Consider the following 25,098-nt stretch of genomic DNA (forward strand, 5'->3'; position numbering starts at 1 on the left):
GACGGTTAGACGCTACTCCATCTAAAGGAAGTGAATACGGTTACCCGGGCCGGACTCGGGATATCAAGGTAGCATCCCTAATTTCCATCTCAGCTGGCGAATTGGTCGTCTCACTGAGCAAGTACAATGCCTAAGATCTTGTAGTAATTGCTTTATAAGAATTTATACCTTCAAAGATAGATATTTCCTTTTCTCTAAGACGACTGAAATTCAATTTAGCGTTGCCAACTACTACGACTCCTGTATTGCCAAGGTTGTCAGTTATTAGGTACGCAAGAGAAAAATCATTTTTACAGAGTGTGTCTAATATCTCGGCATCTGGGATAAAGCGTTTTTTGCTGGCGAGATGCCAAGCTCTATCACTATTTACTATTTTTTTTGGACTAAAATCAGTCTTTTTCGAAAAGAAAAACACTAATCCAGATTTTTCAGAACATTCGTCTAGAAATGAAAAGTCTAATAAAGAGTCCGAACTCTTGAAGAAAGTGGCATGATAGACTTCGTTTTCGACAGAAACTTCCCATCTCATTTTTTTGTATTTTTTTTCCAGAAGTTTTGAGGCAACGACAGATCTTGAAGGTAAATGCTTCAGCCATGCTGAACTCGCGTAGAAATTCAAATCCAAGCAAGAAGCAGCTAAAAGCACAATTTCTGATACTGGGGTCGCTCGCCCCTTCTTTCTTACAAATGTATATCTATTCAACCTCCTGTGCTGCGATCTATCTAGCTCTATTTTTCCTAAAATATTGTTGTATTCGTATAAACTATGATTGTTTATTGTTGGTTCTTCTTTGCCGATACATAACATGTATTCACCTATTATTCCTAGGGTCGTGATCACTTGGATAGGTAAAATGAATCGTTCCATCTTTATCAGAGACACCATAGTGTGGATCAATGACGGTGCCATCATCAAACTTGTGGCCATAGGGATCGTGATGCACGACTTTACCAGTATCAACCGATTGAATCTCTGTCCTTACCCCCGGATCCCCCATTGGGGATCTTGAGCCTTTATCTAGAGCTTGGTCGTCTAGCGATTGCCTGCCACCATGCTTACCCATCCCAGATTGCCTTTCGGCAGCTCTTCTGGCCGCTCTTTGTGACGGGCTTCTAACAATAACTGGATCACGCCCATCACAATTACACCCACTCAACCCCAGCGGATCCACCCAGCCTGTCGGGTTGGGTGCGTAGACGTAGAGGTTATCACCTCCCGCCAGGCCGATGGGATCCTGGGTGGTGAAGCGGCCTATCTCTGGATCATAGTACCGATGGCGGTTGTAGTGCAGCCCGGTTTCTTCATCGTGATACTGGCCCTGAAAGCGGAAGGGGTTGTTGGTTTGGGCTTTATTGCCCTGGCCGTCGCTGGTGTGACGGAGCTTGCCCCAGGCCTGGTACTGGCCCACCCAGGCGAGCTGCCCGTCTTGGGTGGTGAGCTCCAGTGGGGTGCCAAGGTGATCGGTCTGCAAGTAGTAAAGGGTAGGCTCGCCGGGTTGGGCGTCGTGATACAGCAGGGTGTCGTCGGTGCCCGTGCGTATCGTGACCGGCACGCTCTGATAGTGTCGCTCGATCTTGGCCGCGGGAATAAAGCTCTCGGGCTCGAACAGGTAGTTGGCCTGATGCACCGGGGTGAGGCTTGGGTTGACAAGCTCGTAGCGGCATTGGGCCACCGGCAGGGCGTAGAGCCGCTCGGGGTTCTCAGAGGTGAGTTCAAGCGGCTGGCGTCCCGGCACGTACCACAGGGCGGTGTCAAAAGGGGTCTGTGCTCGGCCTTCGAAGCGTTCTTCGCCGATTAGCAGGTCTCCGTCCCAGGTAAATACCGTTAGCTCAATGGTGGTGTGGCCCTGATCCGGGCTGCGTGCGGTGCTGCGGGGGCTGTCGGCCCGCTCGACCCGCTTCCAAATACGTCGTCCCAGGCCGTCGTAGGCGTAGTGGGCACGCAGCAATGGGGGGGTGTCATCGCCTGCTGCAGGGGCGCTGCGGTAGTGGCTGGCCTCGATCAGTCGGTGTTCGGCGTCGTACTGGTAGTGCCAGGTCTCACCATTGGGCGAGATACGCCGGGTCAGGTTGCCATGTGGGTCGTAGTGGTAGTGGGTGCCCGCGTAGCGCTTGAGCAGGTTGCCCATGGCCGGGGAGAGCTTGGGGCTTCCGGGATAGCCGACGCGCACGAACTCTTCTGTGCCGCCGTCCAGATGGTCACGACGACGCTCGCTCCACCAACGGGTGGCACCGTTGGGGCTGGCGGGGTGAGACGTAGGCTGCTTGGTGGTGTCTGCAGTGTCTGCCGGGTCGATCAGGTTGCCGGCCGGATCAAAGGCGAAGACTTCCTCCAGCCCTGGCGCACTGGCTTGTCGCAGGCGCCCCAGCGGATCGTAGCCGTACCGGGTGGTGCCGCGCAGGCTGTCATCCACCTGGCTAAGCAGGCCATTGGCGCTGTAGTGCCACTGACGAGTGAGCGTGCGGCCCTGGGCAGGCTGGCCTTGAGGAGAGCGGGGCGTACGAATCTGCTGCTCGATCAGGCGTCCGACCGGGTCATACGCCGAGTGAATCTCCTGGGCCCCTTGGCGGCGGCGAATATCCCGATGCAGGTCGTCACGCTCGAAGGCGATCAGCTCCTGCTGATCCAGGCTCATGGCATGCACATGGCCGGAGCCATAGCGCAGCCAGGCCAGGGTCTGGCCGTTGGGCAGGGTGGTGGTCTCGCGGTGGCCAAGGACGTCGTAGGTATGCCGGGTGACGCTGGCATACTCACCGCCGGTCGGCAGTTGATGACGCTGCACTTCGGCGATCAGGTTGTCGGCATGGTCGAAGTGGAAGCGGGTCTCACTGCTCGGATTGGCGGCCCTGGACAGTCGCCCGAGCAGGTCATAGCCATACCGGGTGATGAACTCGGCCTGTTGGCCGATCTGTGTCTTGCGCTCCAGCACGCGGCCCAGGTTGTCGCGCTTGAAGGTCATCACCTGGTCGCCATCGACGCGCTCGATCAGCGCGCCGCCGGCGTCGTAGCGGTACTTCAGGGTGCGTCCATCGAAGCCGGTTTCTTCGATCAGCCTGCCGCCGCCGTCATAGACAAACTGCCAGCGATCCCCGTTATGGTTGGTCAGCGCGCTGAGCCTCAGCAGGCGGTCGTAGTCGTAGCGAAAGCGCTGGCCCATGGGATCGAGACGCTCGATCGGCATCCCTTTTCCATTGTAGCGGTAGCGGGTGCGTTGGCCGGTCGGGTCCTGGTACTCGGTCAGGCGGCCGTCACCGTTGTAGCTGAAGTGTTCCACGGCACCATCGGGGTGCTGGGCACTGAGCACCAGGCCGGTCGGGTCGCAGGTATAGCGTGTCACGTGGCCTGCGGCATCACGGCGCTGGGTCAGCAGGCCGCGATGGTCGTAGGCGAAGGTGGTGGTCTTGCGCGAACAGTCCGACGCGCTGATCAGTCGCCCATGGGCGTTCCAGGCGTAGTGGTAGGTGTTGCCGGCGGCGTCGGTCATGGCCGTCAACAGGCCACGCTCGTCGTGTTCAAAGGTGGTGGTGCGCCCGTTGGGGGCGGTCTCCTCAAGCGGCAGACCGCGCTCATCAAAGCGCATCTGGCGCGCGCGCCCATCCGGCTCGGTGACCTTGATGGGAAGCCCGTTGGCGTCATACTCGATGCGGGTGGTCAGGCCCTGGGGATCGGTGATCTCGATCAGCCGTCCGCGGTCATCGTAGCGATAGTGGCTGGTGCGGCCTTCACCATCGATATGGCGGCTGAGGCGACCGTGCTCATCCCAGCGCCAGTGCTCGCTGCCAAGCTCTGGGTGGAAGGGGTGAGTGATCGACTCGATCTGGTTGTGATAGTTGTAGCGGTAGTAGGTGATGATGCCGTCGGCGTCGGTGACCTTGGTGTACCACAAGCCACGGTGGTACTCGAAGCGGGTGTCTTCACTGCCGTCTTCAAGGCGATTGCGGATACAGCGGGCGTCATGGGCGGAGGGCAGGGCACCGTCGGCCTTGCCCGGCCAGTCCCACTCCAGCATGACGGCCAGGCCATCGCGATGGGTGTAGCGCGTGACCAGATGGTGCTGATACTGGTACTCACGGGTATAGCCGCGGATATCCCGGCTTTCGATCAGGTCGCCGTCGTCGCTGTGGGTATAGCTGACCAGAACCTCGGGGTCGTGAGTCGCTGTGCTCTGATCGCCGAGGGCCTCCGGCTGCGGATAATGGCGCACGACCTGGGACATCAACCCTTGAGCAGAGTAGCTAAAGCGTAGCTCCAGCGCGGCACCATCCGTGATGGATTCGAGCCGACCCTGGTGGTAGTTCAGCGTCAGGGCGCGACCATCGCGCTGACGTTGCTCCACCAGGCGGAAGTGAGCACGCTGGCCGCGGCCGGACTCGGCAATGTGGCGATAGCGCTCCTGGCTGCCGTCCAGATAGTGAAGCAGGTAGTGGTCGGCGTCCGGGTGCTCGATGGTCAGGTTGTCGCGGGGCAGGAAACGCTGCTCTCCCACCGCCAGGGGCTCGATGGGCAGTGCGCGGTTCAGGCTGTCGATAAAGGTGAGGGTATCGCCCTCGGTTTCCAGACGCAGGTGGAAGGGCGAACTCCAGCGAGCCCCTAGTTCGCTGTCATCCAGCTCATCGATGCTGGAACGGTAGTAGCGGGTCCACTCGATGTCGATCAGCCCCGGCACGCTGAAATCGGTGTGCCAGAGGTTTTCGTCGCCCATCACATAGTCGATGGGGTTGTTGGATGTTGCGGGGGGAATGTCCGCGCTGACGTTACACGGACAGCCGCTCGGAGTATCGCTGGGCGTCGATTCTTCACTGGTTGTCTGACGCTGTTCGGCTCCACGACGTGAGGTGTTGCGTCGGCCAGCGATGGCGGTAGCTTGATGCGTTGGACGGCCGCGCTTTACACGGATCAAGCTCGCCATATTCCTCACTTCAGGCAAGAGTCGGTCAACCCCTTGCTGAATCATGTCTCCTACTAGGGGACCAAGACTCTCAAGAAAATCGATCAGCCACTGTTTATCATCGCCAAACATATCCAGCAGCTTGTCAAAGGCGACAAAAACGATGCGCTTACCTTGCTCTCGTAGCTGGTACCACGCAGGATTTCGTTCGATCAGCCCCTTTTGCGCAGCAGCATCAACTGGGTGACGAACGAAGTCACACATCGTAGCGATAAACTCGTTTATCTTATTTCTCAGCAATGGGATTTCTTTCTGGAGATGCTCCTCCAGGCCTTCGAGAAAGGTAAGGACAGCTCCTCCCACTTGCTCGAAAAAGATATTCTGGATCATCTCAGTGCCTTCGTTACGTACGAAGGCATAGAGCCCCTCGCGGGTCGCTCTCCTGACAGGGGCAGAAGTGTTGCCAATTACGGGAATAATGCCCGCAGCGTCAATGACTAGTACGGCCCACAATAGGGGAGAGTGGTAATTGGGTCGGCTGTTTTCATCGGTGCCACTGAGCTCGTAAATATCCTTCGCCACGTCGCCAATCGCCATGAGATTTCCCAGCACTGGCAGCATGTAAGCGGCTTGAATAAGAACGTCAACCAAAGAAACATTGTCATCTTCGATATCTGTGAGAATTTCGACCTCGGGCGTTTCTCCATCGTGGTAGGGTTCACCTATGATCACTCGCCGATGGTTAAGCTCCTCACGCAGTAACGGATCACTAGCAACAGCAGGATATCCAGACGCCCCACTTTGCGTACTTGTTGTGTTGGAGTAATAGCCATAGGGCGTGGTCATGGTGTGTTCCTTATGTCCTTCTTCCCGCTCTTGGAAACGGTCCTTGTTACGCCAGCGTCACCGGTCAAGCGCTTGGCCTACGCGTCTTTTGATCTACCGTGTCAGCTAGGTTTTTTTGCGTGGCCCCCCTGGCCAACCAGGGGAGGACAAGGGGGTGTCGGTTGGCCGCGAGGCGCGATCCTGAAGCGTGTCCTTGAGCCCACCATCGAGTAGATCATCGGGTACGTCGTCCTCTTTGAGGATCTTGTTGAAGGCCTTATCGAGGACGGCCTTCTTGGCCCGCTGTTCGAGCTGGTGTCCGGCCTTGTTGACGACCTTGCCGACAAAGTTGTCCCTCTCATGGGGTCGGAGATTATCTGGTAACACGTCCTTCAACGGGGGCAATCCGGCCGTCACGGCCGAGGCCAGCAACGAGGGTAATGACGACGGCGAAGGACCCGGCCCGCCGGGGGAGGAAAAGCCTGCCGGGGGAGACATCGATGTTCCTTCGTTCTGGCCGGGGAACATTCCTCGTGGGCTGCCCTTAGCTGACGCGACAGGCCCCGTTGACGGTACGTCGAAGCTGGGTTTGGCGGGCGGCTTGCGTGGCCAGGCCTGAGGCCGCTTTTCGATATCCCTCGGGTCTTGGAAGTACTCGACCTGAACGGCTCCTGTGGGGACGCCGGTGAGGGTCGCCTTGCCAGCAGCATCAAGTACGCCCTGGCGGATCGAGCCATCAGCAAGAATGGCGCGATAGCGCGCTCCGGGTACCGGCTGGCCGTTGCCGTACAGGTGTTCAAGCTCCAGATTGGTGGGCTCGGTCACGGGCAGGTTGGCCAAGGGGTAGCTAAGACTCGCTGGCCCCGCAAACAGGTGCTGCCCGCCCTTGACGTCGATCAGCCCCGGCGCGTGAATTTCGATATCGCCGCCCTTGAGGCGGATGTAGCCCCCGCCGCTGGTGAGCAGAATCTCTTCGGCAGCGGCGATGTGAACGGCGTCCTCGGTGGAGGTGATGGTGACCTTCTTCTCGGCGGTCAGGGCCATCTCATCAGACTGGGCCTGGACATCGACCTTGCCCTGGGCGGCGAACAGCTTGATGCCGGCGCGCTGGACAAACAGCGAGAGTTTCTCGGACAGCGAGCCGATCAGGCTACGCCCGGCCGCCAGGTTGATGTCTTCACCGCTGGTGATGCTGAGCGACTTGCCTTGCACCAAGTGCGTCGACTGCGGCGTGCTGGCGGCGATACCGGCAGGGGAGGCCAGATGCAGCCAGGGCGCCTTGAGGCTGCCGGCCTCACCCTGGCCGCCTTGGGTTGCACTCTGTGCGCTGCTGCCATCGAAGCGGTCTCTGGCGGCGGTGCTGGCGGGGCGGCCATGGCGCCCCTGGGCGTCGTCGCCGGCCTTGTGCAGGTCATTGAGGCTTGCCAGCGGTTCGGCCTGGTGGTCAACAGCGCTGTCACTCAGCGTATCGGCAAGCTGCCAGGCGGCTTGCAGTTCACGCCAGGCCGGTGGCAGGTCGAGCTGTTCACCGCCAGCCCCGAGCTGGCCCCAACTGCTCAGCAGCAGGCCGTCGTTGGCGCGTACGGCGCCATAGGCGTCGGTGCGCAGCTCAAAGCCGGTACCGCGAAAGGCGCCGCGCGTATTGCCCTGCTGGTGAATCAGATAGCCCAGGTTGAGCTGGCTCTTGGCATGTTCGGAATTGAGCCGTACCCGCTCCTGATCGGTGGCGTCGTCAAATACCAGTTCGTTGTACTTGCCACCGCGATAGGTCTTCGACTTAAGGCCGGACAGCAGGCCGTTGGAGTGCCACTCGGGTCGCTCGTCACCGTTGTAGAGGCGCCCGGTGATCAGCGGGCGATCCGGGTCGCCCTCGAGGAAGTCGACAATGACCTCCTGACCGATGCGCGGTACGAACACCCCGCCCGAGCCCGCGCTGGCATTGGGTGAGGCGACGCGCAGCCAGCAGCTCGACTGGGCGTTATGGGCGCCTTCGCGGTCCCAATGAAACTGCACCTTGACCCGGTTGAGACGGTCGGTGTGGATCTCTTCCCCTTCGGGACCCACCACGATGGCGGTTTGGGGGCCACCCACGATGGGCCGGGGGTGGTCAAGGGTCGAGCGGTAGGTCAGGAGCCGCCGCTGGGCCTCGAAGTCAATCAGAAAGTGGCCGGTCCCGGCGCGCTGATAGTCACCCTGGTGAAGGCTCTGGCCATCAATCGCGTGATCCAGGCCGTGGGCGCGGCGGGCGTCCGTCAGCTCCTGCTGCAAACTGCCCGGCAGGGTAGAGAGGTGAGCCGACACCGGCAGGGCGTTCTCGGCGTACAGCTTCAGCGCCAGCACTAGAAACTCGCGTTCGCTGGCATCGCCCCGTTCATGCTGGTGGTGCTGGGTCAGGGTGAAATGGCCGCCGACCTGCAGCTGGCGGGCGCCACCGGCACCAAAGAAGCGCTTGGCGCGGGATTCCAGCGCCTCGAGGCGGTTGGCGCCAAGACGCTCACCCCGATCATGGTCCGCATAGTAGTACTCGCCGGGAACGTCATAGACCTCGGTAGGAGGTAGGTTACCCTGGGCGCGGATGGTGTGCTGAGTGGTGGTGGTATCGCGCCGCGGGTGCTTGTAGTCGAAGGTGGACAGGCTGACCCGCGTTGGCTGCTGGATCCGCGTGCCGCCCCACTGGGTGATGGCGTCCTCGGCCTCGGTCGCTGCCTGGCGATGAAAGCGAATGGTCTGGGGGGCGACGGCGGGGCAGGTCATCACATCATCGGTGATCACCAGGCGGTGGCTGACCTCGCCTGCGCCCCTGGCGCTGTCGGAGGACGCATTGGTGAAGGGGTGGTGCTCGAAATAGTAGAACAGTCCTTCCTGTTCCATCAGACGATTGACGAAGTGATAGTCGCTCTCCCGGTACTGCACGCAATAACTGCGGGCGGGGTAGTCCCGGCGCATGTCGAAGCGATATCCCCCCTTGGCCACAGTGTGGCCGTTGAACACCGTCTCGATGATCTCGACCACCGTCTTGTCCTGAAAGATGCGGCTGTCGCGGCCAAGGCTGAGCATGGCAAGCCAGGGCACCAGCTCGAGCTGATAGTAGAAGACGCCGCCGTCTTCACCGAGCAGGGCGGCGGATTCCACCAGCCCGGAAAGCTGGCGGTAACTCCCGTCGGCCTGGCGAATCTCCAGCGTGGCGGGTTGAGCGATCAACGACTTGAGTTCGATATCACCACGCTGGGCGATCACGTCCAGACGATAGCGATAGGGTCGCGACAGCACTTCCTCCCCGACCAGGCGATGGGGAATCAGGGCGTGGCGGGATGAGGAATGGCCGGATAGCTGAAGCTTGAGCAGCCGGTGGTCCTGGGTCAGGGGGACATCAAAGGCAGCCAACAGCTCATGCAAGCGGCGAGGGGAGGGCGGGGCATTCGTGCCAGGCTGGTCAGAAGCGTCAGACTTATCGGAAGTGCCAGAAGGCGGCTGACCGGAGGAGGGAGGCATCCACATGTCAGTGCCCTCCCGCCTTGCCGTCATCTACGAGGGCACAGCCCACCCAGTGGACATTTCCCAAGCGACATGAACGCGACAACAACGGCATGCGAGATCCTCCCTGACAGCGCACGGGGCCATAGACACGGGGCTATAAACACGAAGCCATAGACACGAGGCCCTGGATGAGAAGGATCCTAAGCATTGTGAAACCGTGACGCAGCGAAGAGCTGCGCACTTTCAGACATTGCCCGTGGCGGGAGCGCGAATCCGCGAAGTTAGTGACAGGTTGTGGCGGATTTCACAGCAGTTGGCGTTGCTGGGGCGATGAGAAAAACGGAAGCTGGCCGTTCGTCAAGCGCCTTCTATACTCATTGAGGTACGTATTTCATGATCCAGGAGTGTCGATACGCACCTCAAGAACGGGGGCCTCGGCTGATATTCGAGTCGCTGGCAAGCGTTGGCGGCTACTGCCGGTACCAAGGCGCCCAACCACGGGCGCTTCGGCGCTCGCATAACATTTTGTTATGATTCTGAGGCTTAAGAATAATCCAGATTTTGAAATGTCATAATCGACTGTTATAATGGCTGTCCAAATTCGCTACAGCGAAGCATAACGAACATGACTGCAAGCACTGAGCCCTTCACACCTTCCGCCGACCTCGCCAAGCCCACCGTGGCAGATGCAGTGGTCGGGCACGAAGAGGCGCCGCTGTTTATTCGCAAGTCCAATCCCGAAGACGGCTGGGGGATTTACGAGCTGGTCAAGTCGTGCCCTCCGCTGGACGTCAATTCCGCCTATGCCTATCTGCTGCTGGCGACCCAGTTCCGTGACAGTTGTGCGGTTGCCACCAACGAGGAAGGGGAGATCGTCGGCTTCGTTTCTGGCTACGTGAAAAGCAATGCCCCGGACACCTACTTCCTGTGGCAGGTAGCAGTGGGCGAGAAGGCCCGCGGAACCGGACTGGCACGGCGCTTGGTCGAGGCCATTCTGACGCGACCAGAATTCACCGAGGTACACCACCTCGAGACCACCATCACGCCTGATAACCAGGCCTCGTGGGGATTGTTTCGACGCTTGGCAGATCGCTGGCAGGCCCCGCTTAACAGTCGCGAGTATTTCTCCACTGACCAGCTAGGTGGTGAGCACGATCCCGAAAACCTCGTGCGCATCGGTCCGTTCGATACCACACGCATCTAGCCCCATCACTTGATGGCGAGGCATTTACCGACGCTTCGCCATTCTCTCCTCATTCAGATTCACTGCTTACGAACCCGACAGGAGGTCACCAATGCAGACCCAGATCCTCGAACGCATGGAATCCGACGTTCGTACCTATTCTCGCTCCTTTCCGGTCGTCTTCACCAAGGCGCAGAATGCTCGCCTGACAGACGAGACCGGTCGCGAGTACATCGACTTTCTTGCCGGTGCAGGTACCCTCAACTACGGGCATAACAACCCGCACCTCAAGCAGGCGCTGGTCGACTACCTGGCCACCGACGGTATCATTCACGGTCTCGACTTCTGGACGGCCGCCAAGCGCGACTATCTCGAGACCCTCGAAGAGGTGATCCTCAAGCCGCGTGGTCTTGACTACAAGGTCCACCTGCCTGGCCCGACCGGCACCAATGCGGTGGAAGCGGCCATTCGTCTGGCCCGCGTGGCCAAGGGACGCCACAACATCGTGACCTTCACCAATGGCTTCCACGGCGTCACCATGGGGGCGCTTGCCACCACCGGTAATCGCAAGTTCCGTGAAGCCACCGGCGGCATCCCGACCCAAGGCGCATCCTTCCTGCCGTTTGATGGCTACATGGGCAGCGAGACAGATACGCTGGATTACTTTGAAAAGCTCCTCGGTGACAAGTCCGGCGGCCTGGACGTGCCTGCGGGCGTGATTGTGGAAACCGTTCAGGGTGAGGGCGGTATCAACGTCGCCGGGCTCGAGTGGCTCAAGCGACTCGAAAAGATTTGCCGCGACCACGATATCCTCTTGATCATTGATGATATCCAGGCGGGCTGCGGCCGCACCGGCAAGTTCTTCAGCTTTGAGCATGCGGGCATCACACCGGACATCGTGACCAACTCCAAGTCGCTGTCCGCGTTCGGCCTGCCGTTCGCCCACGTCTTGATGCGTCCCGAACTCGACAAGTGGAAGCCGGGCCAGTACAACGGTACCTTCCGTGGCTTCAATCTGGCCTTCGTGACCGCTGCAGCGGCCATGCGCAAGTACTGGAGCGACGATACCTTCGAGCGTGATGTCCAGCGCAAGGCACGCATCGTCGAGGAACGCTTCCAGAAGATTGCCGCCTGGCTGAATGACAAGGGTTACACCGCGTCGGAGCGGGGCCGCGGACTGATGCGTGGCATCGACGTTCAAAACGGTGAGGTGGCAGACAAGATTACCGGCAAGGCCTTTGAAAACGGCCTGGTCATCGAGACCAGTGGCCAAGACGGTGAAGTGGTGAAGTGCCTCTGCCCGCTGACCATCACCGATGAAGACTTGCTCGAAGGCCTCGATATCCTCGAGCGCAGTACTCACGAAGCGCTTAGCTGAGATCATCAGGACCGGCTCATCCTGGCTTAGCCCTGAGATAGCCACGGCCTGATAAGATCGAGGGTCATGGTGGCACCAACGTCCCGAGGGATGGTGCACCATGGCCCGTCGAAACCCCCTGACAATGGAGTGTTCAATGATCGTTCGTAACTTGGAAGAAGCACGTCAAACCGATCGCCTGGTCAAGGCAGAAAACGGTAACTGGGACAGCACCCGACTGATGCTCGCCGATGATGGCGGTCAGTGCTCGTTCCATATCACGCGTATCTTCGAAGGCACCGAGACTCACATCCATTACAAGCATCACTTCGAGGCGGTCTACTGCATCGAGGGTGAAGGTGAGGTCGAGACTCTGGCCGACGGCAAGATCTGGCCGATCAAGCCAGGTGATATCTATATCCTGGACCAGCATGACGAGCACCTGCTGCGGGCCAGCAAGACCATGCACCTGGCCTGTGTCTTCACACCGGGACTGACCGGCAAGGAAGTGCATCGCGAGGATGGCTCCTACGCTCCGGCCGATGACTGAACGGTGTGATGGCAATAACAGCCAAGCACAACAGCGGCGCCCCTGGTGGGCGCCGCTGTCGTTTTGACATCCCAACGTTGGCGCAGATTGATACAAGACGCCGTCACTGACGTCGCTGCCAACTCGGCCACGACGTCTCGTTGGATCCGTCGCTACGTCAGGCAATTTGCAAATTGTGCCAAAAAGTTGGGCAGCCCCCCTATACTTTGCTTCACACCATCTGATGGAAGCGCTGACCATGCCTGCCCGTTGTCTTGCTGCCGACTACCGCTACCCCCGCCTGGAAGGGCGCTCGTCCCGTCCTTGGCTATCGGTGTTCGCAGCCCCGTTGCTCCTTTCGATCGCGGCCTCCGCCCACGCCTCAGAGGGCGCAAGCAGTATCTATGTTCCCGGGGCCTATAACGATTTTGCTGCCGGGCTTGCACCGCCGCCCGGCGTCTACGCGCGCAATGATCTGGTACGTTACGAAGGGGAGATCGGTGCCAGACCTTTGGGCGGTAGACTGGATGCGGGCCTTGAGCAGACCCTGTGGTTCAACCTGCTGAAGCTTACCTGGGTCACAGACGTGGAATGGCTGGGGGCTACCTACATTGCTGGCATCAACATTCCCTATGTGTTTGATGTCAGCGTAGATCTCAACGCCGAATTTGCCGGGCAAGAGCGCTTCAGCACGGGCAGCAATGATGGCTTCGGTGACCCGTATCTGGTGCCCATTGCGTTGAATTGGGCCAACGGCGCGCATCACACCACCGCAGCGGTGGGAGTGAATATCCCGGTGGGACGCTACGACGAAGATGATCGCATCAATCTGGGGCGCCACTATTGGGCCATCGACCCGACAATCACCTATAGCTGGCTACCGGCAAGCGGCTGGGACCTGTCACTGACGGCTGGCATCCTGTTCAACTTCGAGAACGATGCCACCGATTATACGACCGGGGACGAATTTCACCTGGATGTGTTGGCCGCCAAATATGTGACGCCGGGTTTCGGCCTTGGCGTAGCCGGTTATGTCTACGAGCAGCTGGAGTCGGACTCCGGGCCGGTGCCCGACCGTCTGGATGATGGCTTTCGCAGTAGTGGAGCAGGGGTGGGGCCGGCCTTCATGAAGAGCGTTTCCCTGGGGCAGACACCGGTCACGCTGATCGGCAAGTGGCTTCACGACGTGTCCTCGGAAAACCGCTTTGACGGCGATACCGTCTCCTTGTCCGCCGCCTGGGCCTTCTAGGGCCCTTGTGCAGGGCTTGAAGGCCGCTTGAGACACGCGGCGGTCCAGAAACTGTTGCACATGCCAATGGTGATAGCCGCGTCACTTACCGAGCACCACATGACACCAGGGCGCTCCTGCCTGCGAGCGCCAGGCTCAGGTCAGGCCGTGCCCATATCGGCTCTGGAATTGCGGATTTACAACTATTGACACCTTGCGTGTTTCCGCTGCCCACCAAAGGTCACTGGTGATGTCTGGCATCGGCGCGATGCAGCTTGGACTCGCGCCGCTTCCGTATCTCGCCGAGATAACACTCGCGCTCATATGTCCCGTTGCTGGCTCACAGTAAGACCTTGCACTTTAGTCAAAAGATGTTATCTGCGACTTGCGATCTGGATGCTCAAGACACTACTTTGTCATACATAATATAACAAGGTCAGGTGTGAGCCTGGCGCCAGACGGGGGGAGCCGCAGGGTAGGGCATTCCTCCGGGCGCCAGAGATGACAACAACAGCAATAACGTCGATACGAGGTCTCGCCATGTCTTCTGCACGTCATGCCACCAACGCCGCCATCCTTGCTGCCGTTACTGCCAGCGTGGGACTTGTTGCTACCCCCGCCATGGCGGAACAGTGGCGGGGATGGAACATTCACCCACCGGAGTATCCCAATAGCATTGCGCTCGAGACCTTTGCCAAGCAGGTCGATGACAAGACCGACGGCAGGATCACCCCCAAGGTCTACCACAATGCCGTATTGGGAGATCAGCCCGACGCCATAGAGCAGACGCGTAATGGAGCGCTGGACTTCGGTAATTTCAACATGGGACCGATGGGGCCCATGGTGCCTGCGGCCAATGTGCTGTCACTGCCGTTCATCTTTGAAAGCGAAGAGGCCATGTATGAGCTGATGGACGGCGAGATCGGTGACCGCTTCGCTGCTGCCATGGAAGAGCAAGGCTTGATCGCCATTGGCTGGTTTGGCGCCGGATCACGCAGCCTCTACAACACCGATCATCCGGTGCAGACCCCTGATGATGTCAAGGGCATGAAGGTGCGGGTGATGAACAACGACCTGTACGTGGAGATGATCGACGCTCTTGGCGGTAATGCCACGCCGATGGCCTACGGGGAGGTCTATCAGTCGCTGACCACGGGTGTGATCGATGGTGCGGAAAACAATTTCCCCTCCTATGAGTCCAGCGGTCACTACGAGGTAGCCCGCTATTACTCGCTGACCAATCACCTAGTGATTCCAGAGTGCCTGTGCGTGGCCAGAAGTAGCTGGGAGCAGCTCTCGGCCGACGATCAGGCGGCCATCAGGGAGGCAGCGGCGATCGCCACCAGCGAGCAACGGGAGCTGTGGGCCCAGCGCACCGAGGCCAGCCGTCAAAAGGCGCTTGATGCCGGCGTCGAAATCAATGAAGTGCCCGACAAGACGGCCTTCCAGACGCTGATGGAACCGGTCTATGACGGCTTCCTGAGCGATAACCCCGACCTTGCATCTCTGGTCGATGACATTCGCGCGGCGCAGGCCGACTAACCTCACGGACGCGCTGACATCGTCAGCCCAAGGAAGCACTGACGACATCAGCCGAGCGCAATGACACGCAAGGCTCCGGAAGCGAAGAAGTCGGAGCCCATGCGGCATAGGTGAGGTGTTCGAGCACCGCGCAACGCAACAACTCATGCGCTCAGGCGATGATGCCGTGTTTCCTCTGCGATCAGGCTAGGCCGGCCCCTGCATGGGGCCGGCAGGGAGGTATCTGTGTGAAAGCACCCCATCAATCGTCTTCGGCGGAGCCAGTACCCAGCGCCTCGGAAGGGTCAACGTCGACGCGCCGCGGGGCCTTTCCGCCGGCGTCGCCTGAATCCCGCTCCATTCGCTATCAGCGGCAGCCGCCGGATACGCTGGACCGGCTGCTGGATAGCCTGGCCCACGGCTGCATCATGGTGGCAGGGGTCTTGCTGGTGTTTTTGATCATCACCTTCGGCTGGTTGGTGTTTGGTCGCTACATCCTCAATGACACGCCCACCTGGGTGGAGCAATCCGCCTTGCTGTGCGTGGTGTACATCACGTGCCTTGGCACCGCAGCGGGGGTTCGCCACAACGCTCACCTGTCTATCGATCTGCTCAGGGATGCCATGCCCGGACCGATAAAGACGCTGATGCACCATCTTGCTGACCTGTTCGTGCTGGTATTTGGCGGTTTCATGGCGTGGCAGGGCTGGCTGTTGATGATGACCAACCTGGCGCGGCCGATTCCCATGCTTGGGCTTTCTGAAAGCTGGCGTGCAGCCCCCTTGGTGATCTGCGGCGCGCTGATGTCGCTGTTCGCCCTGGTCAACATTGTCCGGCGACTCGCTGGCCACCCGACATCCACACAGGAGGCCTGAACATGGGACTGGCGATCGTCTTTGGGCTGTTTGCACTGGGGCTTGCGGTGGGGGCTCCCGTTGCCTTTGCGGTTGGGCTAGCCGCCGTAGGTGGCTTCCTCTACGAGGGCCTGCCGCTGTTTGTCGCGTTCCAGCGGATTCTCTCTGGTATCTCGGTATTTTCCCTGCTGGCGATTCCGTTCTTTATCTTCGCCGGCGAACTGATGCTGCATGGGGGGATTTCCCAGCGTCTGGTCAGACTCGCTTCCGCTGCGGTAGGCCGTGTGCGAGGCGGACTGGGGGTGGTCAACGTCACCTCATCGATGCTGTTCGGCGGCATTTCAGGGTCTGCGGTGGCCGACACCTCGGCGCTGGGTTCCATTCTGATTCCGGTCATGAAGGAAAAGGGCTATGACGCAGACTATGCGGTCAATGTCACCGTCACCTCGTCGGTGGCCGGCGTCGTCATCCCCCCCAGTCACAACATGATTCTGTATGCGGTGGCGGCCGGTGGCGGCCTGTCCATCACCCAGCTGTTCATGGCGGGCATCGTGCCGGGCATCGTGATGTGCGCGCTACTGGCCTTGGCTGCCTATCTGGTCGCGGTGAAGCGAGGGTATCAGGGCGAGCCTTTCCCCGGCTGGCAGGCGCTGGTGGTCAGCCTTGCGGCGGCACTGCCAGGACTTCTGACGGCGGTCATCATCGTCGGCGGCGTACTCTCCGGGGTGCTGACGGTGACCGAGTCCGGTGCCTTCGGTGCGATCTACGCCATCGTCATCACCGCCCTGGTCTATCGCGAGCTCAACTGGGCCTCGTTCAAACAGGCTGTCTACCAGTCGGTGCGAACCACCGCGCTGGTGATGATTCTGGTGGGCTGCGCGTCGGCATTTTCCTATCTGCTCGCGCTGTACAGTGTACCTGAGCTGCTCACTGAGGCGCTGCTGGGCATCAGTGACAATCCCATCGCCATTCTGCTGATGCTCAACCTGATCCTGCTGGCTCTGGGCATGATCATGGACATGGCCGCACTGATTTTGATCTGTACACCGATTTTCCTGCCCATCGCCACCCAGTTCGGCATGGATCCGATCCAGTTTGGCATCATGATGATGATGAACCTTGGCCTTGGCCTGTGCACGCCACCGGTAGGCGCCTGTCTGTTCGTCGGCAGTGTGGTGGGCAAGATCAAGATCGAGCAGACCGTGCGTACCATCTGGCCGTTCTATCTGGCGTTGTTTGCTGCGCTGATGCTGGTGACCTATGTACCGGCACTGTCCATGGCGCTACCCAACTGGCTGCAATGAACGCCCCTAGACCCACTGCAGAAGACGTCGGAGCACCACCCATGAAGATAGCCAAGGTACAGACCCATCTACTGGATCATCCCCTTGACCAGGCCTTCGAAAGTGCCTCCATGCGCTTCGAGCGCCGCCAGCACTGCCTGGTCGAGATCACCTGTGATGATGGCACCGTGGGGTGGGGCGAATGCCTGGGCCCCGCCCAGGCCAACGCGGGGGTGGTGGCCACGTATGCCACGTCCCTCATCGGCACCAACCCCCTTGAGCATGAAAAGCGCTGGCTCGAGCTGTACAACCGGTTGCGCGATCAAGGCCAGCGTGGACTGACCATGACCGCGCTCAGCGGCATCGACATCGCCTTGTGGGATATCAAGGGCAAGCACTATGGGGCCAGCATTGCCGAGTTGCTGGGAGGCCGCTTCAGAGAGCGTGTAGAGGCCTACGCCACTGGATCCTTTCGCCGTGACGGCGTCGATCGCGTCAGCGATATCGCGGCAGAGGTCGCCGGCTATGCGGCGGAAGGCTTTAACGGGGTCAAGATCAAGATTGGCTTCAACGTCGAAGAGGACCTGCGTGTCATCGCTGCGGTGCGGGAAGCCATCGGTCCTCGGCGTCGCCTGATGATCGACGCCAACCACGGTTACGATCTGCTGGAAGCACTTGAAGTGGGACGTCAGGCGGCGGCCTTCGGAGTGGACTGGTTCGAGGAGCCGGTACTGCCGGAGCAGATAGCGACCTATCGCGCGGTGCGTGAAGGTCAGCCGCTGCCGGTGGCGAGTGGTGAAAACTGGCACGGCCGCTATGCCATGCAAGAGCCGCTTGCCAGTCGGGCCATCGACATCTGCCAGCCGGATATTTGTGGGGTAGGGGGCTTCACCGAAATGCGCCGGGTGGTGGACATGGCCGCGCTGCACGGCGTGCGGCTGATCCCCCATGTGTGGGGTACTGCGGTGTGTATTGCCGCCAGCCTTCAGGCCATGGCCGCGCTGCCACCCAACCCACCGAGACGCGAGCCTATCGAGCCCATCATGGAGTTTGACCGTACCCACAACCCCTTTCGGCAAGCCGTGGTGCTTAAGCCTTTGGAGCATGATGCCGGCTGGGTGTCGATCCCCGATGGTCCTGGGCTTGGCATCGACATCGATCGCGACGCCCTGACACGTTTCGCCCTCAAGGAGACAAACCTGTGATTCCGGCCAATACCCGTCCACTCGAAGGACGCCACCCTCGGCTGGTAGCCCCGGCAGGTGCTACCGACTGTCACGTGCACCTGTATCTCGAGGGCTTTGAAGCTCAGCCAGGAGGGCCGCCGATCAAGGAACTGGCGACGGTCGACGACTTGCGCCGCTATCAACGTTGGATGGGACTGGACCGTGTGGTCGTCACCCAGTCCAACGCTTACCAGTTCGACAATGGCGCCTTGCTGAGCTCCCTCGACCAGCTCGGCCTTGATAGCGCCCGCGGTGTGGCCGTGGTGGCCCCCGATACCTCGATGAGCACCCTGGAGCAGTGGCACGCGCGAGGCATCCGTGGTGCCAGGATCATGAACTTGCCCGGTGGCGCCGTGCCGATCGCTCAACTCAAGCAGATCGAGCCGCTGATCCGTCCACTATGTTGGCACTTGATGGTGCAATTCAATGGCCGAGAGCTGGACCAGCACTTGCCAACCTTACAAGGCATCGACTGCCCGTACATCATTGACCACATCGGCAAGTTCATGGATCCAGTTCCCGCTGATGACCGCCGCGTAGACGCGATTCTGCGATTGCTGGATCGGGGCAATGCCTGGTTCAAGATCTGCGCCGGCTACGAATCGAGCGTGACCGGAGGACCCCAGTACGAGGACGTGGGCGCGATTGCTCGACGGGTGATCGCCCACGCGCCAGAGAGAATCCTGTGGGGCAGCAACTGGCCACATGTCGGCGTGCCACGGGAGCAATACCCGGACGACCCTGACCAGCTGGATATTCTGTTGAGCTGGGCAACACAAGCGCAACGTCAGAAGATCCTGGTCGATAACCCGGCCACGCTGTATGGGTTTGCCAGCTGAATAGCTTGAGAACAGGCTTGTTGGCAGAGTAACGATCAATGGCCCGAGCCGTGAATGAGCATAAGCATCAGCACGCTCAGCCTGGCCGGGATAGAGACGACAGTCGAGACATTCAACGGGCGTACAGATCAAGGAGACTGACATGCTGAATCGACTACTGGTAACCGGCGCAGCGGGTGGACTAGGCCAGGCCCTGCGACCGCACCTGGGCCGTCTTGCTCGCCACATTCGGCTGTCCGACGTGGCGGAACTACCAGGCGGGTCAACGGCAGATAACGAGGAAGTCGTGCGGGCGGACCTCGCTGATGGTGCTGCGGTCATGCGCCTGGTCGACGGCTGCGACGGCATTCTTCACCTCGGTGGCGTTTCGGTAGAGCGCTCCTGGCAGGAGATTCTGCCCGCCAACATCATGGGTACCTATCATCTCTACGAGGCGGCTCGGCAGCAGCAGTGTTCGCGCATTGTCTTCGCCAGCTCCAATCATGCCATCGGCTTCTATCCACGCACCGAACGTCTGGATGCCCGGGTTCCGCACAAACCGGACTCTTTGTATGGGGTGTCAAAGTGCTTCGGCGAGGACCTGGCCAGTCTGTATTTTGACAAATTCGGGGTGGAAACCCTCGCCGTGCGGATCGGCTCCTGCTTTCCAGAACCGGCCGACACTCGAATGCTGGCGACCTGGATGAGCGTCGACGACTTCGTGGCATTATTGGAGCGCGCCTTCGTTGCACCCAAGCTCGGCTATACCGTGGTGTATGGCGCATCCAACAACGCCGAGCAATGGTGGGACAACCGCGAGGCGGGATTCTTGGGCTGGGTACCCAAGGACAGCTCGGAGCCCTGGAGAGCCCAGACGGAGGCAAGGGAAGGGCGCCTGGACCCGAACGACCCAGCCGTGCGCTTTCAGGGCGGCAAATTTACCGCCCAGGGCCACCCGGATGATTGAACCAATGGGCACAGCGGCGCATCGCCAAGGCGGGCGACCCTGTACCAAATAACGAGGAATGTCGGCGGTGATCGCCTAAAAGACCCGCCGTCAACACCCTGTTACAATGACGCTTTGCGGAAAGACGTGCGTCCTGCATGCGCACTGAAGAGGAATCGACCATGGCAGCCAAGCCTGTACCCCGAACGGAACCGGTACCGCTCAACGTCAAGAAGCTGACCCGTGAGGGCAGCCTTTCCATGAATGTGGCCGACCAACTGGAGGGGTTGATCACCGCTGGCACCATCTCTGTAGGGGAAAAACTGCCCACGGAGAGCGGTCTGTGCGACTCCTTTGGTGTCAGCCGCACGGTGATCCGTGAAGCGGTGGCCCATCTGAAGTCCCTGGGCCTGGTCGAGGCCAGGCGTGGGGTTGGCACCACCGTTATTCGCCAGGCGCCCGCAGAAGCCATGCCAGCGAAGCGCATCAGGCCGACCACCGTAGAAGATATCCTGCACGTGCTTGAACTGCGCTTGAACCTTGAGCCTGCGGCGGCGGCATTGGCCGCCGAGCGCCATGAGCTGGCGGATGTCGATCGGCTTAAAGAATCTCACCAAGCCTTCGTCAAGGCGCGCCAACAGCGCAGTCAGGCACGCAACGAGGATTTCGACTTTCACCATGCCATCGCTCAGGCGACGCACAACCCGTTTTTCCCCCAGGCGCTGGAACAGCTGGATCTGAGCGCGATTCCGCGCTCGAAACTCGCGTCCAGCGAAGTCAATGCCGAATCCAGCGTGACCTATCTAAAGCGCGTGGAGGCGGAGCATCAGGACGTGCTCGACGCGATCCTGTCACGCCAGCCCGATGCTGCTAGAGCTGCCATGGCACGACATCTGGAGCGCGCCCGCGAGACCTACCAGCAGTTCAAGGAAAAAAAGTAGGAGGGTTAGGGAGTACGCTCGAACACCAGGGTGACTTCCCCGAGCGTCACACCGAACTTTGACATGGTGGTGCGATTGATCAGTCGACCGTCTGGCTGCAGGTACATCCAGTCATCCATGGTGAAGGTGATGTCCCGCTCGCCGACACGAACCTCGAGTGGGTAGCGCATGTGGAAGGCGTGACCCGCCTGACGTGCCATGACAATGCCCTCGACGTCGCTGGCACGGCCTTGCCAGCGTCCACCGTCACCTCGCTCGAAGGTCCACACCCGACGGTCGGTTTCACCGTCCGCGTAGGTGAATCGCTCATCCAGGGTCAGGGTATCGCCGTCGACGCGGCCTTCAATGTCGACGGTGAAGCGTCGCTGCACCTCGCCGCTGTAGTCTTGGACCATGCCCCAGGCTCGCGTCTGGCCGTCGAAGTACTCGGCGATATCGAGCCGCGGCGTCGTTCCAGCGTAGCGTGCGACGTCGACATTGGCGCAACTCACCAATATCAGAAGCACGGCCAGCCCGGCGGCCCATCGGATTTTACTGTACATTGCAAAGATCCTTGTAGAAGTGTCGTACAGTAAATATAGGGAATAACGGGTGGGACTGCCATCAGTGAGCCATTCTTCAATAGTTCGCATAATCTATATTATGTTAAATGCGCAGTGTGAAGGGAGATGTGGAAAGCATCGACCTGGATAGCCCAGACCCGAAAACGCTGGATCCAGAGATACCAGGCTTGATCCAGAGATACCAGGACTGGTGGCATACCTTGAGCTCAGGCATCGCCTTGGGTAGCTGCTTTAAGCCAGCGAATGGCGAGACAGCACTGAGCCCTACCCTGGCCCGTCCTTCATCAGGGATCAATGCCAAGAGATCCTTTGCACGCGATCACTTCCGCTCGAAGCTCGATCGCTGGTCTACCAGGAAATCAATCAGTGCTCGGATCTTGGCAGGCATGTGCGCTCGCGATGGCACGTACATATAGAACCCGGAAAAAGGCTGACACCACGGCTGCAGGACCCGAACCAAGGTTCCGTCCGACAGCTGCTGACGGACGCACAGATCCAGGTGCTTCACCAAGCCGACCCCTCTGACTGCAGCATTCAACATGCTGTCGTCATCATTGAAGATCACGTTTCCTTTGGGTTCAAACACCAGGCTTCGCCCGTCTGGCTCTGGTGAGGTAAAGCCCCAACGATCGATCGCACCGCTTGACGCGAATCGATAACCCAGACAGTTGTGCTGGACGAGATCGGCTGGCGTCGTCGGGATACCATGCCGCTTGATGTACTCGGGAGAGGCAACGATGGCCATCTCGATCGGCGGCGTCACCGGCACAGCCACCATATGCTCATCCAAGCTCTCCCCGAGACGCAATCCGGCATCCATCCCTTCGGAGACGATGTTGGAAAAGCCATCGTTCATGACGAGCTCCAGGCGCAACTTTGGGTAGCGAGCGAGAAATTCGTCCATTCGAGGTTCCAGCAACAGTCGGGACGCGACCCGGGATGTATTGATCCGGATGACCCCCGACGGCTCCGCCTGGGCCTCGCCCACTTCTGAGACGGCCCGCTCAATGGACCCCAGAGCTGGCTTCAGCGAGTCATAAAGTCGCTGCCCTTCTTCAGTCAATGACATGTTCCGAGTGGTTCGATTCAACAGGCGAACGTTCAGCTGCTGCTCCAGAGTCTTGAGCTGCTGGGACAGCGCGGCACGCGACACTTCCATCTCGGTGGCGGCCCTGGTGAAGCTGCGATGGCGGGCAATGTGGAAGAACCACACCAGTCCCGGGTATTGCGTGGGATCCAAGGGCATATTGGTAACCGTGACTTAACAGTCATGCCATTATAGAGCCGTTTATCGAAAACAGTAGAACTCCTAATCTTGTCGATATTGAGCGGTACACACCCGATGATCCCGATAGGAGCCTCACCATGAAAAGCGTCAGCATCCCGACCCTCAACGGCCAAGGCACCACCCTCGCCGCGGATATTCATTTCCCTGCCGGCTTCGATGACGGCAAGGCTTATCCCGTCGTAGTGGTCTCGCACCCTGGTGGCGGCGTAAAGGAGCAAACCGCCGGCTTGTATGCCCGCAAGCTGGCCGAAAATGGCCTCATCACCATTGCCTTCGACCGCTCCTACCAGGGAGAAAGCACCGGTGAGCCACGCCAGTTGGAAAATCCCTATATCAGCACCGAAGACGTGAGCGCCGTGATTGACTACCTGACCACACTGCCCTATGTGGATCAGGACAAGATCGGCGCCATGGGCATCTGCGCCGGCGCGGGCTACAGCGCCAACGCCGCCATCAACGACCGCCGTATCAAAGCGCTGGGAATGGTCAGCGCCGTGAACATCGGCCAGATGTTCCGTAACGGCTGGGAAAATACCGTCAAGGATGCCGACGCTGTAAGCCTGCTGGAATTCGGCTCCAACGCGCGCAGCAGCGACGCGAGCGCGAACGAATACGCCACCATCCCGCTAGCCCCGATGAAGGAAGAAGACGCGCCCAACGCCGAGCTGCGCGAAGCCTGGGAGTATTACCACACCCCGCGCAGCGAGCATCCGAACGCCCCCGGCTTCGCGCTGACCCGCAACCTCAACCAGATCATCACCTACGACGCCTACCACAAGGCCGAGGCTTTCCTGACCCAGCCGATCCTGGCCGTGGCTGGCAGTGTAGCCGGCAGCAAGTGGATGAGCGACGACCTGCTGGCACGCGCCGCCAGCCAGGACAAGCAGATGCACGTCGTCGAGGGTGCCAATCACATGTCGCTGTACGACGTACCCCGGCACGTAGATGAGGCCGTGTCGCAACTGGCCCCGTTCTTCACGGCCAGGCTGAAGTAAATCCATTCCTCTGAACCGGAGCAGGCAACCATGACAGCACCATCGACAACCACTGAGCGCGTGACCTTCAGGAACCCAGACATGGCATGGGACATCGCCACCCTGATCCTGACACCGCCCGGCTTCGACCGAAACAAGAAGTACCCGACAATTATCAGCGTGCACCCCTTCGGCAGCTGCAAGGAGCAGACCTCCAGCGCGGTGTACGGCAAGGCGTTGGCCGAACATGGCTTTGTTGTCATCGCCTTTGACGCCAGTTACCAGGGTGAGTCCGGCGGCGCACCGCGTTGGATCGAAAGCCCGTCGCAGCGTGTCGCGGATGTCAGCCATGTCATCGACTATGCGGTGACGCTGCCTTACGTCGATGCGGAGCGCATCGGCGGCATCGGCATTTGCGGAGGCGGCGGCTACATCCTCAACGCCACGCTGACAGAAAAGCGGATCAAAGCCGTAGTGGGCATCACGCCGGTCAATATCGGCCGCCTGTTCCGCGAGGGCTTCAGCCAATACAACCCGCTGGGCGCGCTGGATGCCATGGCCGCGCAGCGCACCAAGGAAGCCCTTGGTGGTGAATTGCAAGTCAACGAACTTCTGCCCGCCAGCCCCGAGGCGGCCACCGCAGCAGGGCTGACCGAGATCGACGTGTTCGAGGCCACCGACTATTACAAGACCCCGCGCGGGCAGCAGCCTGGCGGTTGGACTCGGATGCTGTTCAGCCACGCTCAGCAGACGCTGGCCTGGGACGCCTTCAACTTTTCGGAGACCCTGATGAACCAGCCGATGATGGTTGTGATCGGCCAGAAGGCGGGTGCATTCGGTGCCTATTGCGACGGAATGGAGGCATATGGCCGCGCCACCGCCTCGAAAGACCGCCAACTGGTGTCGCTGCAGGGCTGGTCGCATTACGACCTCTACGACCAGGCCGAACCGGTTGCGCTGGCGATGGAGCAGATGCTGCCGTTCCTTAAGCAGCACGTGGCTGGCGAATAAGCGTCTGCGCCGTCTCGCCCCAGCCCCGCCGCGCGAGCCTCATGCGGCGGGGCCCTTCTTCTCCTTCTCCTCCGCGCGCGTGGCTTGCAGGGCTCCAGGCATGGAAACGGCCACGCTTCGCCGACACCTGAGCATGGCTGGGCTTCGAACGTTACCTTCAGCAATTGAACCCGAAACAGGAAACC

At 60.0% G+C, this 25,098-nt stretch carries 18 protein-coding genes; 13 read left to right on the plus strand and 5 right to left on the minus strand.

Annotation, left to right across the window (positions count from 1 at the left end; genetic code table 11):
• Positions 1-130 precede the first annotated feature (130 nt).
• The 3 genes from KUV72_RS11385 to KUV72_RS11395 all read right to left on the minus strand — a co-directional run bounded on the left by KUV72_RS11385 (position 131) and on the right by KUV72_RS11395 (position 9,212).
• Positions 131-868, minus strand: coding sequence for a hypothetical protein (locus KUV72_RS11385; protein WP_222238449.1), 738 nt, complete (start codon positions 866-868; stop codon positions 131-133).
• The gene (locus tag KUV72_RS11390; protein WP_222238450.1) at positions 813-5,153 is read right to left on the minus strand and encodes an RHS repeat-associated core domain-containing protein; all 4,341 of its coding nucleotides are present in this window, start codon (positions 5,151-5,153) and stop codon (positions 813-815) included. Before KUV72_RS11390 ends, KUV72_RS11385 begins: the two co-directional genes overlap by 56 nt.
• A gap of 687 nt (positions 5,154-5,840) precedes the next feature.
• Entirely contained in the window at positions 5,841-9,212 is a 3,372-nt protein-coding gene (locus tag KUV72_RS11395; protein ID WP_261317465.1) for a type VI secretion system Vgr family protein, read from the minus strand.
• A gap of 604 nt (positions 9,213-9,816) precedes the next feature.
• On the opposite strand from KUV72_RS11395, the gene ectA reads away from it, so the two are divergent.
• From ectA to KUV72_RS11450, 11 genes are all read left to right on the plus strand, one after another.
• Positions 9,817-10,395 carry a diaminobutyrate acetyltransferase gene (ectA, locus tag KUV72_RS11400; RefSeq protein ID WP_222163818.1) on the plus strand — a complete coding sequence of 193 codons (579 nt, stop codon included), beginning with the start codon at positions 9,817-9,819 and terminating at the stop codon, positions 10,393-10,395.
• 91 nt (positions 10,396-10,486) lie between these two features.
• Entirely contained in the window at positions 10,487-11,752 is a 1,266-nt protein-coding gene (gene ectB / locus KUV72_RS11405; RefSeq protein WP_222238451.1) for a diaminobutyrate--2-oxoglutarate transaminase, read from the plus strand.
• Positions 11,753-11,888: 136 nt separating this feature from the next.
• Positions 11,889-12,281: an ectoine synthase gene (locus KUV72_RS11410; RefSeq protein ID WP_206938725.1), complete on the plus strand. Its 393-nt coding sequence runs from the start codon at positions 11,889-11,891 to the stop codon at positions 12,279-12,281.
• 238 nt (positions 12,282-12,519) lie between these two features.
• Complete coding sequence (locus KUV72_RS11415; protein WP_222238452.1) at positions 12,520-13,509, plus strand: transporter; 990 nt, start codon at positions 12,520-12,522, stop codon at positions 13,507-13,509.
• Positions 13,510-14,028: 519 nt separating this feature from the next.
• Positions 14,029-15,030 (plus strand): TRAP transporter substrate-binding protein, encoded by a 1,002-nt coding sequence (locus KUV72_RS11420; RefSeq protein ID WP_206938729.1) that lies wholly within the window; start codon positions 14,029-14,031, stop codon positions 15,028-15,030.
• Positions 15,031-15,257: 227 nt separating this feature from the next.
• Positions 15,258-15,884: a TRAP transporter small permease gene (locus KUV72_RS11425; protein WP_315857887.1), complete on the plus strand. Its 627-nt coding sequence runs from the start codon at positions 15,258-15,260 to the stop codon at positions 15,882-15,884.
• Positions 15,885-15,886: 2 nt separating this feature from the next.
• Positions 15,887-17,167 carry a TRAP transporter large permease gene (locus tag KUV72_RS11430; RefSeq protein WP_206938731.1) on the plus strand — a complete coding sequence of 427 codons (1,281 nt, stop codon included), beginning with the start codon at positions 15,887-15,889 and terminating at the stop codon, positions 17,165-17,167.
• 41 nt (positions 17,168-17,208) lie between these two features.
• A complete protein-coding gene (locus KUV72_RS11435; RefSeq protein WP_222238453.1) occupies positions 17,209-18,351 on the plus strand; it encodes a mandelate racemase/muconate lactonizing enzyme family protein in 1,143 nt (380 codons plus the stop codon).
• Entirely contained in the window at positions 18,348-19,211 is an 864-nt protein-coding gene (locus tag KUV72_RS11440) for an amidohydrolase family protein (RefSeq protein ID WP_315857888.1), read from the plus strand. Before KUV72_RS11435 ends, KUV72_RS11440 begins: the two co-directional genes overlap by 4 nt.
• Before the next feature lie 142 nt (positions 19,212-19,353).
• Positions 19,354-20,157, plus strand: a complete 804-nt coding sequence (locus KUV72_RS11445) for an NAD-dependent epimerase/dehydratase family protein (protein ID WP_222238454.1) — start codon at positions 19,354-19,356, stop codon at positions 20,155-20,157.
• Between the two features lie 161 nt (positions 20,158-20,318).
• Positions 20,319-21,077 (plus strand): FadR/GntR family transcriptional regulator, encoded by a 759-nt coding sequence (locus KUV72_RS11450; RefSeq protein WP_222238456.1) that lies wholly within the window; start codon positions 20,319-20,321, stop codon positions 21,075-21,077.
• 5 nt (positions 21,078-21,082) lie between these two features.
• On the opposite strand, the gene KUV72_RS11455 is transcribed toward KUV72_RS11450, so the two are convergent.
• Together KUV72_RS11455 and KUV72_RS11460 are read right to left on the minus strand one after the other, a co-directional pair.
• Positions 21,083-21,619, minus strand: coding sequence for a DUF3833 domain-containing protein (locus KUV72_RS11455; protein ID WP_222238458.1), 537 nt, complete (start codon positions 21,617-21,619; stop codon positions 21,083-21,085).
• Between the two features lie 340 nt (positions 21,620-21,959).
• Positions 21,960-22,853 carry a LysR family transcriptional regulator gene (locus KUV72_RS11460; RefSeq protein ID WP_222238460.1) on the minus strand — a complete coding sequence of 298 codons (894 nt, stop codon included), beginning with the start codon at positions 22,851-22,853 and terminating at the stop codon, positions 21,960-21,962.
• A 152-nt stretch (positions 22,854-23,005) separates the two neighbouring features.
• On the opposite strand from KUV72_RS11460, the gene KUV72_RS11465 reads away from it, so the two are divergent.
• Both KUV72_RS11465 and KUV72_RS11470 read left to right on the plus strand, forming a co-directional pair.
• The gene (locus KUV72_RS11465) at positions 23,006-23,923 is read left to right on the plus strand and encodes an alpha/beta hydrolase (protein ID WP_222238462.1); all 918 of its coding nucleotides are present in this window, start codon (positions 23,006-23,008) and stop codon (positions 23,921-23,923) included.
• 81 nt (positions 23,924-24,004) lie between these two features.
• On the plus strand, positions 24,005-24,913 hold the full coding sequence (locus tag KUV72_RS11470) for an alpha/beta hydrolase (RefSeq protein WP_222238464.1): 909 nt from the start codon (positions 24,005-24,007) through the stop codon (positions 24,911-24,913).
• The last annotated feature ends 185 nt before the right edge of the window (positions 24,914-25,098 follow it).

The sequence above is a fragment of the Halomonas sp. DP4Y7-1 genome (assembly GCF_019800705.1).
Taxonomy (GTDB): Bacteria; Pseudomonadota; Gammaproteobacteria; order Pseudomonadales; family Halomonadaceae; genus Halomonas; species Halomonas litopenaei_A.